This is a genomic window from Parabacteroides sp. Y3-G-102, from assembly GCF_023656845.1.
Lineage (GTDB): Bacteria > Bacteroidota > Bacteroidia > Bacteroidales > Tannerellaceae > Parabacteroides > Parabacteroides distasonis.
In genome coordinates this window covers 36964-50929 of sequence record NZ_JAMOKU010000008.1, presented here as the reverse complement: position 1 = coordinate 50929, position 13966 = coordinate 36964, and the positions used below count along the sequence as shown (strand labels likewise).

The window sequence follows — 13966 nt, the reverse complement described above, 5'->3', positions numbered from 1 at the left end:
TACGGGAGAATACGCCAATATTCTTCCGTATGTTTTTAATCCTTGTTTATTCTTTCTTCATGGGCAGACGTATTTTAGAAGGTTACACATTATTTCTCATTTTGATATTTCCACGACTGAGGTTCCCGATCCACTGTCCTTAACGGTAGGTTTATGTATCGCATACTGGATTCCCGACGCCAATTTCAGGTATTCCAATACTTGAGGCAATTGCTCGTCCTTGAAACGGGCTGTTATTATGGACTTGAGTATCTCGTTATCTTTTACCTCGAATACTACGTGATAATGACGTTCCAGCGTTTTCAATACTTTATCCATCGGATGGTTCCTGAAGATAATCTCCCCGTTCTTCCAAGCCGTGTCATATTCGGTATTCACGTCGAACACCTTGATCTTGTCAGCACCCTTTTGATACTCAGCTTTCTCGTTTGGCTTCAACATCTGTGTCATTCGCTTTCCTCCGGACACGACGTTCAACTTTACCGATCCCTCTACCAAGGTGGTCTCTATCATACTCTCGTCTTTGTAAGCGGATACATTGAAAGAAGTACCCAACACCTCTACCGAGTAATCTTTATCCGCTTTCACAATAAAAGGCTTATGGGCATTCTTCGTCACCTCGAAATATCCTTGTCCGGTTAATTCCACCGTACGGGTATCCGCATTGAAATCCGAAGGATATCTCAATTCGCTATTGGCATTCAGCCAAACCTTAGAACCGTCAGGTAAATCGAATGCCGAAACCACCCCAGGATTCGTGCGTACGGCTAGCGTACGCACGTTCCCTTGACCCTGCTGTATGAACAAATAAGCGGATAAAAGAAAGACTGGAATGAATAACACGGCCGCAGCCCGTTGAATAACACCTAACACTTGTCTTAAAGCTAATCTTTTCTCTTTCTTATGGATTCTTGATTTAAAACGAGACAACGCCTCGTCCGGGTTCACGGTCCGCATGACTTTTAGGCGACTTGCCACTTGAGCTGTAAAATAGACCTGCTCCAACAGTTTCTCGTTTTCTAGAGAGGCGGCCCGCCAGTTTTTCACCTCCACAGCTTCCTCCTCGGTCAACATCCCATCGATGTATCGGATCAATATGTCTTCGTTTATTTCCATTTTTTCTTGTTTCTATAATTAATACAGTTGAGACAAAAGATGTACTAAACAAAAAAACGATTTTTTTCAAGAAAATTGAATAATGGCAAAAATACCGTTCCTAAAGAAAGGCTCAACAATATCCCTCTTTCTACTGTTTTACCACAAAATGAGACTTCTTATGGTAAAGATTCTTTTAAAACGGATTTATGAGGAGCCAAGTGAGGCGGATGGTTATCGCATTCTTCTCGACAGGCTATGGCCCAGAGGACTGAAGAAAGAGGATGCGAAGTTTGACGAATGGAGAAAAGACATCACTCCATCTAAGGAGTTACGCCAATGGTTCCACGAGGATAAAGACAGGCATTGGGAAGTATTCCAAGGTCGCTACGGGATGGAGATCAAGCAGAACCCGGATTTCATTCCTTTCTTACGAGAGATCGAGAAGCATCCGGTTGTCACTTTCCTCACGGCAGCGAAGGATGTACAACATAGTCATCTACCTATATTAAAAGAAGTCATCGAGGATTTCGAGAAAAACAAATCATAAAAATAAAAAGACCTATGAAAAGTATCGTATTGCTTCGCCACGGCGAAAGTGTATGGAATAAAGAGAACCGGTTCACCGGTTGGACCGATGTGGATTTGACAGAAAAAGGCGTGGCCGAAGCTTATAGGGCCGGCAACTTATTGAAAGAAAAAGGATATGTGTTCAATAAAGCCTATACCTCTTATTTAAAACGGGCTGTCAAAACCTTGAATTGTGTATTGGATCGCATGGACCAAGACTGGATCCCGGTGGAGAAGAGCTGGAGGCTGAACGAGAAACATTACGGATCGCTACAAGGGTTGAACAAGAGCGAGACCGCCCAAAAGTATGGAGACGAGCAGGTCTTGATCTGGCGTCGCAGTTACGATATAGCCCCGCTTCCCCTATCGGAAGGCGACCCTCGTAACCCTCGCTTCGATATCCGCTACAAAGACGTGCCGGATAAAGAGTTGCCCCGTACGGAATCCTTGAAAGATACGGTTGAGCGGATTCTCCCTTATTGGAAAGAGGTTATCTTCCCGACGCTCCGGACCGCCGACCAGATCCTTGTCGCCGCTCACGGAAACAGCTTGCGGGGAATCATCAAATATTTAAAAAACATCTCCGATGAAGAGATCGTTCATCTGAATCTCCCGACAGCCGTTCCATACGTGTTCGAGTTCGATGATGACTTGAAACTCGTGAATGATTATTTCCTTGGCGACCCGGAGGAAATCAAGAAACTCATGGAAGCCGTAGCCAACCAAGGAAAGAAAAAGTAGCGGGATTCATGCCTCTTATCCGGAATTATTCATTAAGTTTGCAACCAAACAAACTTAAACACTATTGTGGACGAGAACGCAGAACGAATTTCACTAGAACTTATCGCAGGAGACGAACAAGCGTTCGACACCGTGTACAAACAATATTACCGGGGATTGTGCGCCTTCGCCTCCCAATATGTAACAGTACCAGAATCGGAGGAGATCGTACAAGACGTGATGATGTGGCTGTGGGAAAACCGAAAATCCCTAGTAGCGGACATGTCCCTGAAATCACTCCTCTTCACCATTGTCCGCAATAAATGCCTCAATACGATCAGCCACATACAGGTTAAGCAACAAGTGCACGAGAGATTGTACGCCAAGTTCCAAGAGCAATTCGAGAATCCTGATTTTTATATAGGAGAACTGATGGCCTTGGCCTCCAAGGCCATCCGGGAGCTCCCGGATGAATACCGTAAGGCATTCGAGATGAACCGTTTCGAGGAAATGACCTACAACGAGATCGCCGAGCGGACAGGCGTATCCCCCAAAACAATCGCATACCGCATCTCTCAAGCGCTCAAGATATTACGGACGAAATTAAAGGACTATATCCCTTTATTGGTATGGCTGCTTTACGAACAAACACGCTCATAACGGAGGAAGCATCCTACCGCCATGAGCGTTTTTTTAATGAGTCAAAAGACTTATTTCACGAACGGTGCTTTCAATAAATAATCCACGCAGCCTTTCACGCCCTCAAACTGGGAACGTCCGTCAGGCATACCCTCCAACTCCACGAAATAATCCTTGATTCCATTCGCGTAAGCTTGCTGGAATATATTCTCGAAATTCATCATCCCGGACTCGCCTAGAATAGCACGGTCCTTGATGTGCAATACCTTAATACGGTTCGGATATTTCTTCAACCACTCTATCGGATCTTGTTGTCCCATCACGGCCCAATAAACATCCATCTCGAAAAATACAAGCGAAGGATCAGTATTCTTCAAGAACAACTCATAGATGCAATCTCCTTTCACACGCCTTCCCAGCTTGGCCTCCGTACTACCCGGATTTACCTTGGCGAACTCCATCTCATGGTTGTGATAGCCGAAAGGAATACCGGCCGCTTTCACGATCTTACCCGCCTCGTTAAAAATCTCGCAGACGAAAGCGGTTTCCTCGGTGCTACGGGTACTCGGTTGCCCGGGCTGGATCAAGTACTTCACGCCTAGTTTGGCATGGTCATCAGCCGTCTTCTTCCAATACTCGGAGATCTGGGAGCGATTGGCCTTCGTGTACTCACGTACCGGAGGATTCACGTGGGAACTGGTGATCTTCAATCCGGCATCATCCACCATCTTCTTGAATTCCATCATGTCTACACCGCCGATCTTGCCTTCCTTGTAACCGGCCAATTCCAGATTCGTGTACCCCATTTTCTTGATCTTTTTCAATCCACCGGGTACATCCGCATAAAGTTCCTTGCCTAAAGAATAGATTTGTAAACCAACTGTCTTAGCGGCCATCGTTTCAGAAGTGACAGGTTTAGCCGCATCTGCGCTCCCGACCTTTCCGGCCATCAGGCCACCCAAGGTGAAAAGGGACGCATTCTTTAAAAAATCTCGTCTATTTATCATGATTATTAGAATTAAGTCAGTCCAAAGATAGAGATTATAATCTAAAAAAAGACCGCATAGGATGGAAAAATCCACCTATACGGTCCACAAATGGTATACATTATATAATAGGACTCGATTAACGGCGAGGCTTGATATCCAACTTCACCGGCTTGATCATATTCTCCGGGCTTAAGATCGTATCCAATTCCTCCTTGGTCAAGATACCATGATCCAGTACCAATTGATAAACGCTAACGCCGGTCTCCAACGCCTCCTTCGCGATCTTGGTCGAGTTCTTATAGCCGATTACCGGATTCAAGGCCGTCACCACGCCGATGCTATGATGTACCTCCTCACGGCAACGATCCTCGTTAGCGATAATACCGTCCACGCAACGGGTACGCAAGGTATCGAAACCATTGATCAGCAAATCCACGGACTCGAAGCAGCATTGTGCCATCACCGGCTCCATGGCGTTCAGCTCCATCTGGGCGGCTTCCCCGGCCATGGTCACACATAATTCATTACCCATTACCTTATAAGCGATCTGGTTCATCACCTCCGGGATCACAGGATTCACCTTACCCGGCATGATAGAAGAACCCGGCTGCATAGCAGGCAAGTTAAACTCACCCAAACCGCAACGAGGGCCGCTTGCCAACAAGCGAAGGTCATTACATATCTTATTCATCTTCACGCAAACCCGCTTCATGGCGGAAGCATAGCCTACCAAGCAAGAAGTATCCGAGGTAGCTCCTACCAAATCGGAGGAGAGACGGATATCCCATCCGGTTATCTCACGTAAAGCCGCAATACATTTCTCCGCGTATCCCGGCTCGGCACAAATACCCGTACCGATAGCGGTAGCTCCCATATTAACCACCAAGAAATCGGCGGCGGCCTCATTCAAGTGAGCGATCTCATCCTGCAAGATGCTGGCGAAGCCATTAAAGGTCTGCCCCAACGTCATAGGTACGGCATCCTCCAACTGCGTACGTCCCATCTTGATAATTTGCGAGAACTCCTCTCCTTTCTTACGGAAAGAGGCGATCAATTCCTCCAAATGGGGAAGCAATTGAAGATGCTTAAAATACATACCGATATGGATAGCGGTCGGATATGCGTCGTTCGTGGATTGCGAGCAGTTCACATGGTCGTTCGGTGAGCAGTATTGGTATTCACCCCGCTCATGCCCCATCAGCTCCAAGGCACGGTTGGCGATCACCTCATTCGCGTTCATATTCGTAGTGGTACCCGCTCCGCCTTGGATCATATCCACCGGGAACTGGTCGTGATGTTTACCATCGAGAATCTCCCCACAAGCGGCGATGATAGCGTCTTTTTGCTCTACGGTAAGCAAGCCTAATTCAAAGTTAGCCATGGCAGCCGCCATTTTTGTTATAGCTAATCCTTTAATGAATAAAGGATATTCACTCAAACGGAATTTACTGATTGAGAAATTCTCGATTCCTCTCAAGGTTTGAACTCCGTATAATGCTTCGGCGGGGATTTCACGAGCGCCGATCAAATCGCTCTCTATGCGAGTTTTTCCAGTTAATTTAGTATCCATATTAGAAATATTAATCGTTTTTTATTGTTTCCGCAAAGGTAGAAACTATTATTTTGAAAGCAAATTATTCTTCGAAATAATAAAAACAAATACCAAAAACGCCAATACACGTCTACACAAGGCTCAATGAATTACAATTTGTCAATAGAGCAGTTTTAATAGACCTTCTGATCTTTTTTATCTCATTCATAAAAAAAGTACGATTTTATTTGCTGTTTGTCAAAGATTCCATATATTTGCTGCCGTAATAACAAAACAGAGTCATGAGAACATTCGTAGTAAATACATATTGGTGGTGGCGCTCCGTACAACTCAAAAGGTCGTAAGGAACGAAGACTCGTATGTATATATAAACACTACATAAAGATATAAAGAGGTCTGTCGCACTTGCGGCAGGCCTCTTTTCTTTTTATGGCAAATTCAAAAGGAAAATAACTAAAATAGATAAAAGATGAAAACGTATCAAGTTGACAAGAATGGTTACTATGGTGAGTTCGGCGGGGCCTATGTTCCCGAGATCCTTCATCAATGCGTGGAAAATTTACAGAATACCTATCTGCAAGTGTTGGAGAGCGATAGCTTCAAGGAAGAGTTCGATCAGTTATTGCGTGATTATGTAGGCCGCCCCTCCCCTCTTTACTTGGCCAAACGGTTGAGCGAGAAGTACGGATGCAAGATCTATTTGAAACGGGAAGACTTGAACCATACCGGAGCACATAAGATCAACAATACGATCGGCCAGATCCTCCTAGCCCGCCGCATGGGGAAGACCCGTATCATCGCCGAGACGGGTGCCGGACAGCATGGAGTGGCTACGGCTACGGTATGTGCCTTGATGAATATGGAATGTATCGTTTATATGGGGAAGACAGACGTGGAACGCCAACATGCCAACGTACAAAAGATGGAAATGCTGGGAGCTACCGTCGTGCCCGTGACCTCGGGAAACATGACCTTGAAAGACGCCACGAACGAGGCGATCCGTGACTGGTGCTGTCATCCTTCGGATACGTATTATATTATCGGTTCTACGGTAGGCCCCCATCCTTATCCGGATATGGTAGCCCGGCTGCAATCCGTTATCAGCGAGGAGATCAAGAAGCAACTGCTGGAGAAGGAAGGAAGGGATCACCCGGATTACCTGATCGCCTGCGTAGGCGGGGGAAGTAACGCCGCCGGTACGATCTATCATTTCGTGGATGACGAGCGGGTGAAGATCGTCTTGGCCGAGGCCGGCGGCAAGGGCATCCACTCCGGCATGAGCGCCGCCACGATCCAATTGGGTAAAGAGGGCATCATCCACGGGGCACGTACCTTGGTCATGCAGAACGAGGACGGACAGATCGAGGAACCTTATTCTGTTTCCGCCGGCTTGGATTACCCGGGCATCGGCCCGATCCACGCGAACCTCTCCGTAAAGCACCGTGCGCAAATCCTAGCGGTAGATGATGACGAGGCGTTGGAGGCCGCTTTCGAGTTGACCCGTCTGGAAGGAATCATCCCGGCCTTGGAAAGCGCCCATGCCTTGGGGGCTTTGGCCAAGGTAAACTTCAAGCCGGAAGAGGTGGTGGTACTGACTGTCTCGGGCCGTGGCGATAAAGATATGGACACTTACATTAATTATAAATTATCATGAATTATTCTTTCAAAACGATAAGCAAGAAGGTGATGGGCGACCTTCACACTCCCGTAAGCATCTATCTGAAAGTGCGGGATATCTACCCGGAATCGGCCCTGTTGGAAAGCTCGGACTTCCACGGAAACGAGAATAGCCTTTCCTTTATAGCGCTCCGCCCCTTGGCGAGCATCGGTATCAACAACGGGGAATGCACGGCGACCTTCCCCGACGAGACCCGTGAGGTTACCCCGCTCACCGAAGACTATAACGTACCCGAGGCGATGAACGCTTTTCTCGGCCGCTTCAAGGTGGAGGGAGCGGACAAGAAAGTCTGCGGATTATTCGGCTACACGGCTTTCGATGCCGTCCGTTATTTCGAGAACATCCCGGTCATGGAAGTTCATCACGAGGAGAACGACGCCCCCGATATGCTATACATATTATATAAGTATATCCTTGTCTTCAATCATTTCAAGAACGAGTTGACCCTAGTGGAGATGCTCCAAGAGGACGAGGCTAGCCGGCTGGAAGAAATCGAGACATTGATAGAGAACCGTAACTTCGCCTCCTATAACTTCCAGACAGCGGGTCCCGAGACCTCCCCGATCACCGGCGAGGAATACAAGGCGATGGTCCGCCAAGGCATCAAGCACTGCCTCAGGGGGGATGTCTTCCAGATCGTATTGAGCCGTCGCTTCGAGCAACCGTTCAAGGGAGACGACTTCAAGGTGTACCGGGCTCTTCGCAGCATCAACCCCTCTCCTTATTTGTTCTATTTCGATTTCGGAGGTTTCCGTATCTTCGGCTCTTCCCCCGAGACGCATTGCAAGGTAACGGGCAGACACGCCAGCATCGACCCGATCGCCGGGACCGCTTTCCGTACCGGTAATATCGAGGTAGACAAGCAGCGTACCGAGGCCCTGCTTGCCGACCCCAAGGAGAACGCCGAGCACGTGATGCTGGTAGACCTCGCCCGCAACGACCTCAGCCGGAACGCCCACGACGTGCAAGTGGATTTCTATAAGGAGGTACAATACTACAGCCACGTCATCCACCTCGTATCCCGTGTGAGCGGCGAGATCAACACCGATAGCGACCCGGTAAAGACCTACGTCGATACCTTCCCCGCCGGCACATTGAGCGGAGCCCCCAAAGTACGGGCCATGCAACTGATCACCGACATCGAGCATCATAACCGGGGTGCTTACGGCGGCTGTATCGGCTTTATCGGTCTGGATGGTGATTTGAACCAAGCGATCACGATCCGTACCTTCGTCAGCCGTGGCAACGTACTTTACTATCAGGCGGGAGCCGGGATCGTGGCTAAGAGCAACGATGAGCGTGAATTGCAAGAGGTAAACAATAAGCTGGGAGCCTTGAAGAAGGCGATAGATCTAGCGGAGAAATTAATCAATTGATTATCCGGTTGTAGAGACGGGGCGTGCCCCGTCTCCCACAGTCTGATAGTATTTTAAGTTACCATTTTGAAAGGATGAGACGGGGCGTGCCCCGTCTCTACAACAACAACAATATATATAAAATGAAGATATTATTATTTGATAATTACGATTCCTTCACCTACAATTTGCTACATATATTGAAGGAACTGGGTACGGACGTAGAGGTACACCGCAACGACAAGATCTCCTTGGAAGAGATAGAGCGTTTCGATAAGATCTTATTATCCCCGGGACCGGGCATCCCCGAGGAAGCCGGCATCCTCCTCCCCTTGATCCGCCGGTACGCCCCGACAAAGAGCATCCTAGGTGTCTGCCTAGGCGAGCAGGCCATCGGCGAGGCATTCGGCGCCACATTGATAAACCTTACCGACGTGCATCACGGCGTTTGCTCCGATATACGAATTGTCGCTAAAGATCCTATCTTCGAGGGACTGGAACCGGGTATACGTGTTGGGCGTTATCATTCTTGGGCGGTCTCCAAGGAAAACTTCCCGGATTGTCTGGAAATTACGGCGGTCGATACGGAAGAAGGACAGATCATGGGCTTGCGCCATCGTGAGTACGATGTACGAGGTATCCAATTCCATCCGGAATCCGTGTTGACACCCAAAGGGAAGACTATTATAGAGAACTGGCTGAAACGCTAATTACCTCCTAAGGCACTTATAGTTTCTTCCTAACGAAACATCAGTTTCTCTATGGTGAAACTAATGTTTCTCAAGCAAGAAACAAGAGTTTTCCCCTAGAGAAACAAAAGTTTTTCGATAAAGAAATATCGCAAAACTGCAATATTTTATCATTCAACACATTACAGACATGAAGCAAATATTATACAGATTATTCGAGCACCAATATCTAGGCCGGGAAGAAGCCCGGAACATCCTCCAGAACATAGCGGAGGGACGCTACAACGATTCCCAGATCGCCAGCCTGATCACCGTATTCCTGATGCGCAGTATCTCTGTAGAGGAATTGACCGGATTCCGGGAAGCTTTGCTGGAGATGCGTGTACCGGTAGATTTAAGCGAATACAAACCGATCGATATCGTAGGTACCGGAGGCGACGGAAAAAACACGTTCAACATCAGTACCTGTTCCTGTTTCGTAGTGGCCGGTGCCGGTTACAATGTCGTAAAGCACGGTAACTACGGGGCTACCTCGGTGAGCGGCGCCAGCAACGTGATGGAGCAACACGGCGTAAAATTCACGAACGATATCGATAAGCTACGTACCTCCATGGATACCTGCCATATCGCCTACCTCCACGCCCCCTTGTTCAACCCGGCGCTGAAAGCGGTAGCTCCGGTACGGAAGAGCCTCGGCGTACGCAGTTTCTTCAATATGCTCGGCCCGCTGGTCAACCCGGTCATGCCTACTTACCAATTGTTAGGCGTATATAACCTCCCGCTACTCCGCCTATATAATTATACGTATCAAGAGAGCTGTACCCGTTTCGCCGTGGTACATAGCTTGGACGGTTACGACGAGATCTCCCTCACGGCCGATTTCAAGGTAGCCATGCCGGAGAAAGAGAAGCTTTATACCCCGGAGATGCTCGGATTCAAACGTTGCACGGAAGCGGACCTCGATGGCGGAGAGACCCCGGAGGAAGCGGCCCGTATCTTCGACGCCGTATTAGGGAACAGGGCTACCGAGGCCCAAAAGAGCTGCGTGATCGCCAACTCCGCCTTCGCCATCCAAGTGATCTGTCCAGAGAAGAAGATCGAGACGTGTATCGCCGAGGCACGTGAATCATTGGAAAGCGGAAAAGCATTGGCTACATTCCGTAAATTTATATCTTTGAACCAAAGATAAAGAAACATATCCTATGAAAAAGGACATCTTACAAGATATTATCGCCAATAAGCGCATCGAGGTAGCCCGGCAGAAACAGGCCGTAAGCTTACAGACCTTATTGGCTTTAGGTAGCGACCGTATGGAGCGTGACACACGTTCCATGCGTGCGGCGCTGGAATCATCCCCCTCCGGTATTATCGCCGAGTTCAAGCGTAAAAGCCCCTCCAAGGGCTGGCTGCATCCGGGTGCGAATATCGCCGACGTGGTGCCCGCTTACGAGGCCGGAGGAGCCTCCACCTGCTCGATCCTTACGGACGGGGATTTCTTCGGAGGTTCCTTGGGCGACTTGCAAAAGGCCCGCAAGCTGGTGGATCTCCCATTACTTCGCAAGGACTTCATCATCGATACCTACCAACTCTTCCAAGCCCGGGTGATGGGCGCCGACGCTGTCTTGTTGATCGCCGCCGCCCTTACGGAAGAAGAATGCCGGATACTCGCCGAGACCGCCCATAGCCTGCAATTGGAAGTCTTGCTGGAAGTCCATAGCGAGGACGAGCTCAAATACATGAATGCGGATATCGATATGCTCGGCGTGAACAACCGTAATCTCGGCACCTTCCATACGGATGTAAACAACTCATTCAAGTTGGTCGATAAGATGCGAGGCTTCTCCCCTCTTTTAGTGTCCGAGAGCGGAATATCCGAGACCGATACCGTACGCCAATTGCGTGAGGCCGGTTTCCGTGGATTCCTGATCGGAGAGACCTTCATGAAAACCGAGAGGCCGGGCGATACCCTAGCCGATTTTATAGGAGGACTGGCATGATCATCAAAGTATGCGGAATGCGAGACTCCCGGAACATCCAAGAAGTCTCCGCCCTAGCCGTCAACTGGATCGGCCTCATCTTCTACGAACGCTCCCCGCGCTTCATCGGGCAAAGCCCGACGAAGCAGTGGACAGTGGACAGTGGACAATTGACAGTTAAATACCGCTTGTCGCAACTGTCAACTGTCAACTGTCAACTATCAACTAAAAAAGTGGGCGTTTTCGTCAACGCTACCATCGAGTCCATGATGGAGACAGCCTCCGCCTACAAGCTAGACTATCTCCAACTTCACGGTAACGAATCGCCGGAAGATTGCCACACCCTACAGAAAAGAGGATACTCCTTAATCAAAACCTTCCCGATCGCCTCCAAAGAGGATTTCAAGAAGACCAAGGAGTATGAGGGCCGGGTGGATTATTTCCTTTTCGATACGAGATGCGAGGGCTATGGAGGCTCAGGCAAACGTTTCGATTGGTCCATCCTAACCGAGTATAAAGGAGAGACTCCCTTCTTGCTCAGCGGAGGCATCCGTCCGGAAAACGCAGAGGCGATCCGGAACTTCCGGCATCCCCGTTTCGCAGGTATCGACCTCAACAGTGGCTTCGAGATTGAGCCGGGATTGAAAGACATCGACAAACTAAAGAATTTCATCCAACAAATTTTACATCTAACAGTAATGAATCGCATCACAAACTTATTCCAGACCCAGAAAGACGGAATACTCTCCGTCTATTTCACCGCCGGTTATCCGAACTTAAACGATACGGCAAGCATCTTAAAAGCCTTACAGGCTAAAGGTATCCACATGGTAGAAGTAGGAATCCCTTTCTCCGACCCGATGGCAGACGGCCCCGTCATCCAAGAGGCCGCCACGCAAGCGTTGCGTAACGGGATGTCACTCCACCTCCTATTCGAGCAATTGAAAGAGATCCGGAGCGAAATACAGATCCCGATCATCCTGATGGGCTACCTGAATCCTATCATGCAATACGGTTTCGAGAAATTCTGCGCCAGTTGCGTAGAGGCCAGCGTAGACGGAATGATCATCCCCGACCTGCCTTATGCCGATTATATCTCCGATTACAAGGAGATAGCCGATCGCCATGACCTGAAAATGATCATGCTGATCACCCCAGAGACCTCCGAGGAACGAATCCGGCTGATCGATGCCCATACCAGCGGATTTATCTATATGGTATCCAGCGCCGCCACGACCGGAGCCCAACAAGACTTCAACGAACAGAAGCAGGCCTATTTCCGTCGTATCAACGCCATGAACCTACAGAATCCCCGCTTGGTAGGTTTCGGCATCAGCAATAAAGCCACTTTCGAGGCGGCGACAGCTCATTCTTCCGGTGCCATCATCGGTAGCAAGTTCGTCCAGTTACTAAAGAGCGAAGCTACTCCCGCCGAGGCGGTCGATAAGTTACTGGAAGCCCTAAAACAATAGGAACCCTATTCATGTTTACATATAAAAACAGTAAATAGTCCTATGAATAACTTCACTTTTCACAACCCAACCCGTTTATTATTCGGTAAGGGCATGATTGAGAAACTGAGTACGGCCATCCCGATGGTGCATCGCATCATGATCACCTTCGGAGGAGGTAGCGTAAAGCAAAACGGTGTGTACGACCAAGTGATCAAGGCGCTAAAGGATCGTGACTATATCGAGTTCTGGGGCATCGAGCCTAATCCCACCATCGAGACCTTGCGAGAAGCTATCCAGATAGCGAAAGGCAAGCAGGTGGATTTCCTATTGGCGGTAGGCGGTGGCTCCGTCATAGACGGGACGAAGCTAATCTCCGCCGGCATCCAGTACGACGGTGATCCTTGGGAATTGGTACAGAAAGGGTATTACTATCATACCGTGCCCATGGGTACCGTACTGACCCTGCCCGCCACAGGTTCCGAGATGAATAGCGGGGCCGTGATCTCCCGGAAAGAGACGCAAGAGAAATTCCCGTTCTACAGCAATTTCCCCGTGTTCTCGATCTTGGACCCGGAGACGACCTTCAGCCTCCCCCCGTATCAAGTGTCTTGCGGTATCGCCGATACCTTCGTCCACGTGATGGAGCAATATATGACTACGACCGACCAATCCCGCTTGATGGATCATTGGGCGGAAAGTATTTTAAGTACCTTGGTTGAGATCGCCCCGAAGATCAAGGAAGATCCGAGGAATTACGACCTGATGGCAGATTTCATGCTATCCGCCACGATGGGCTTGAACGGCTTTATCGCTATGGGCGTAACGCAGGACTGGGCTACCCATATGATCGGACACGAGCTAACCGCCCTTCACGGATTGACGCATGGAGCGACTCTAGCGATCGTCTTCCCCGGAACCTTACGCACCCTACGCAAGCAGAAAGAGGGCAAGATACTGCAATACGGCGAACGGGTATGGGGTATCAATAGTGGAACAACAGAGGAACGGGTAAGCCAAGCCATCGAGAAGACTGAGCAATTTTTCCAAAGCCTCGGTTTATCTACCCGCCTCAGCCAAGAGAAGATCGGCGATACGACAATCACCGAGATCGAGAATCGCTTCAATGAACGAAACGCCGCCTTCGGGGAGGCGAAGAATGTAACGGGTAGCGTGGCACGGGAAATATTGGAGAGCTGTAAATAACGTACAACTTGTAGAGACGGGGCGTGCCCCGTCTCTACAAATAGGT

The 13966-nt window shown here is 49.0% G+C and carries 13 protein-coding genes and 1 pseudogene; 11 read left to right on the top strand and 3 right to left on the bottom strand.

Annotated features, from left to right (window positions below):
* Positions 1 to 96 precede the first annotated feature (96 nt).
* Positions 97 to 1116, bottom strand: coding sequence for a FecR family protein (locus NBH16_RS05515; protein ID WP_036615587.1), 1020 nt, complete (start codon positions 1114 to 1116; stop codon positions 97 to 99).
* Between the two features lie 160 nt (positions 1117 to 1276).
* Between NBH16_RS05515 and NBH16_RS05510 the strand changes: the two genes are divergently transcribed.
* From NBH16_RS05510 to NBH16_RS05500, 3 genes are all read left to right on the top strand, one after another.
* Positions 1277 to 1645 carry a DUF488 domain-containing protein gene (locus tag NBH16_RS05510; protein ID WP_005857809.1) on the top strand — a complete coding sequence of 123 codons (369 nt, stop codon included), beginning with the start codon at positions 1277 to 1279 and terminating at the stop codon, positions 1643 to 1645.
* Positions 1646 to 1659: 14 nt separating this feature from the next.
* The gene (gene gpmA / locus NBH16_RS05505) at positions 1660 to 2406 is read left to right on the top strand and encodes a 2,3-diphosphoglycerate-dependent phosphoglycerate mutase (protein WP_048928687.1); all 747 of its coding nucleotides are present in this window, start codon (positions 1660 to 1662) and stop codon (positions 2404 to 2406) included.
* 66 nt (positions 2407 to 2472) lie between these two features.
* Positions 2473 to 3045 carry an RNA polymerase sigma-70 factor gene (locus tag NBH16_RS05500; RefSeq protein ID WP_005857830.1) on the top strand — a complete coding sequence of 191 codons (573 nt, stop codon included), beginning with the start codon at positions 2473 to 2475 and terminating at the stop codon, positions 3043 to 3045.
* Between the two features lie 50 nt (positions 3046 to 3095).
* On the opposite strand, the gene NBH16_RS05495 is transcribed toward NBH16_RS05500, so the two are convergent.
* Positions 3096 to 4031 carry a sugar phosphate isomerase/epimerase family protein gene (locus tag NBH16_RS05495; RefSeq protein WP_122382328.1) on the bottom strand — a complete coding sequence of 312 codons (936 nt, stop codon included), beginning with the start codon at positions 4029 to 4031 and terminating at the stop codon, positions 3096 to 3098.
* A gap of 118 nt (positions 4032 to 4149) precedes the next feature.
* On the bottom strand, positions 4150 to 5583 hold the full coding sequence (locus tag NBH16_RS05490) for an aspartate ammonia-lyase (protein ID WP_005863095.1): 1434 nt from the start codon (positions 5581 to 5583) through the stop codon (positions 4150 to 4152).
* A gap of 451 nt (positions 5584 to 6034) precedes the next feature.
* Here NBH16_RS05490 and trpB point away from each other — a divergent pair, with 451 nt between their 5' ends.
* The 8 genes and pseudogenes from trpB (at position 6035) to NBH16_RS05450 (ending at position 13920) form a co-directional block, all read left to right on the top strand.
* Complete coding sequence (gene trpB, locus NBH16_RS05485) at positions 6035 to 7219, top strand: tryptophan synthase subunit beta (RefSeq protein ID WP_008772462.1); 1185 nt, start codon at positions 6035 to 6037, stop codon at positions 7217 to 7219.
* Positions 7216 to 8619 carry an anthranilate synthase component I family protein gene (locus NBH16_RS05480; RefSeq protein ID WP_008779674.1) on the top strand — a complete coding sequence of 468 codons (1404 nt, stop codon included), beginning with the start codon at positions 7216 to 7218 and terminating at the stop codon, positions 8617 to 8619. The genes trpB and NBH16_RS05480 overlap by 4 nt, the downstream gene beginning before the upstream one ends.
* Positions 8620 to 8741: 122 nt before the next feature.
* Positions 8742 to 9308: an anthranilate synthase component II gene (locus NBH16_RS05475; protein ID WP_048928685.1), complete on the top strand. Its 567-nt coding sequence runs from the start codon at positions 8742 to 8744 to the stop codon at positions 9306 to 9308.
* A 169-nt stretch (positions 9309 to 9477) separates the two neighbouring features.
* A complete protein-coding gene (gene trpD / locus NBH16_RS05470; RefSeq protein WP_048928684.1) occupies positions 9478 to 10476 on the top strand; it encodes an anthranilate phosphoribosyltransferase in 999 nt (332 codons plus the stop codon).
* A gap of 13 nt (positions 10477 to 10489) precedes the next feature.
* Positions 10490 to 11284, top strand: a complete 795-nt coding sequence (trpC, locus tag NBH16_RS05465) for an indole-3-glycerol phosphate synthase TrpC (protein ID WP_048928683.1) — start codon at positions 10490 to 10492, stop codon at positions 11282 to 11284.
* A pseudogene (locus tag NBH16_RS05460) lies at positions 11281 to 11931 on the top strand (phosphoribosylanthranilate isomerase); the annotation flags it as partial. The gene trpC and the pseudogene NBH16_RS05460, both read left to right, overlap by 4 nt.
* 30 nt (positions 11932 to 11961) lie before the next feature.
* The gene (trpA, locus tag NBH16_RS05455; protein WP_036628951.1) at positions 11962 to 12735 is read left to right on the top strand and encodes a tryptophan synthase subunit alpha; all 774 of its coding nucleotides are present in this window, start codon (positions 11962 to 11964) and stop codon (positions 12733 to 12735) included.
* A 42-nt stretch (positions 12736 to 12777) separates the two neighbouring features.
* On the top strand, positions 12778 to 13920 hold the full coding sequence (locus tag NBH16_RS05450; protein ID WP_005863109.1) for an iron-containing alcohol dehydrogenase: 1143 nt from the start codon (positions 12778 to 12780) through the stop codon (positions 13918 to 13920).
* Positions 13921 to 13966: the final 46 nt, after the last annotated feature.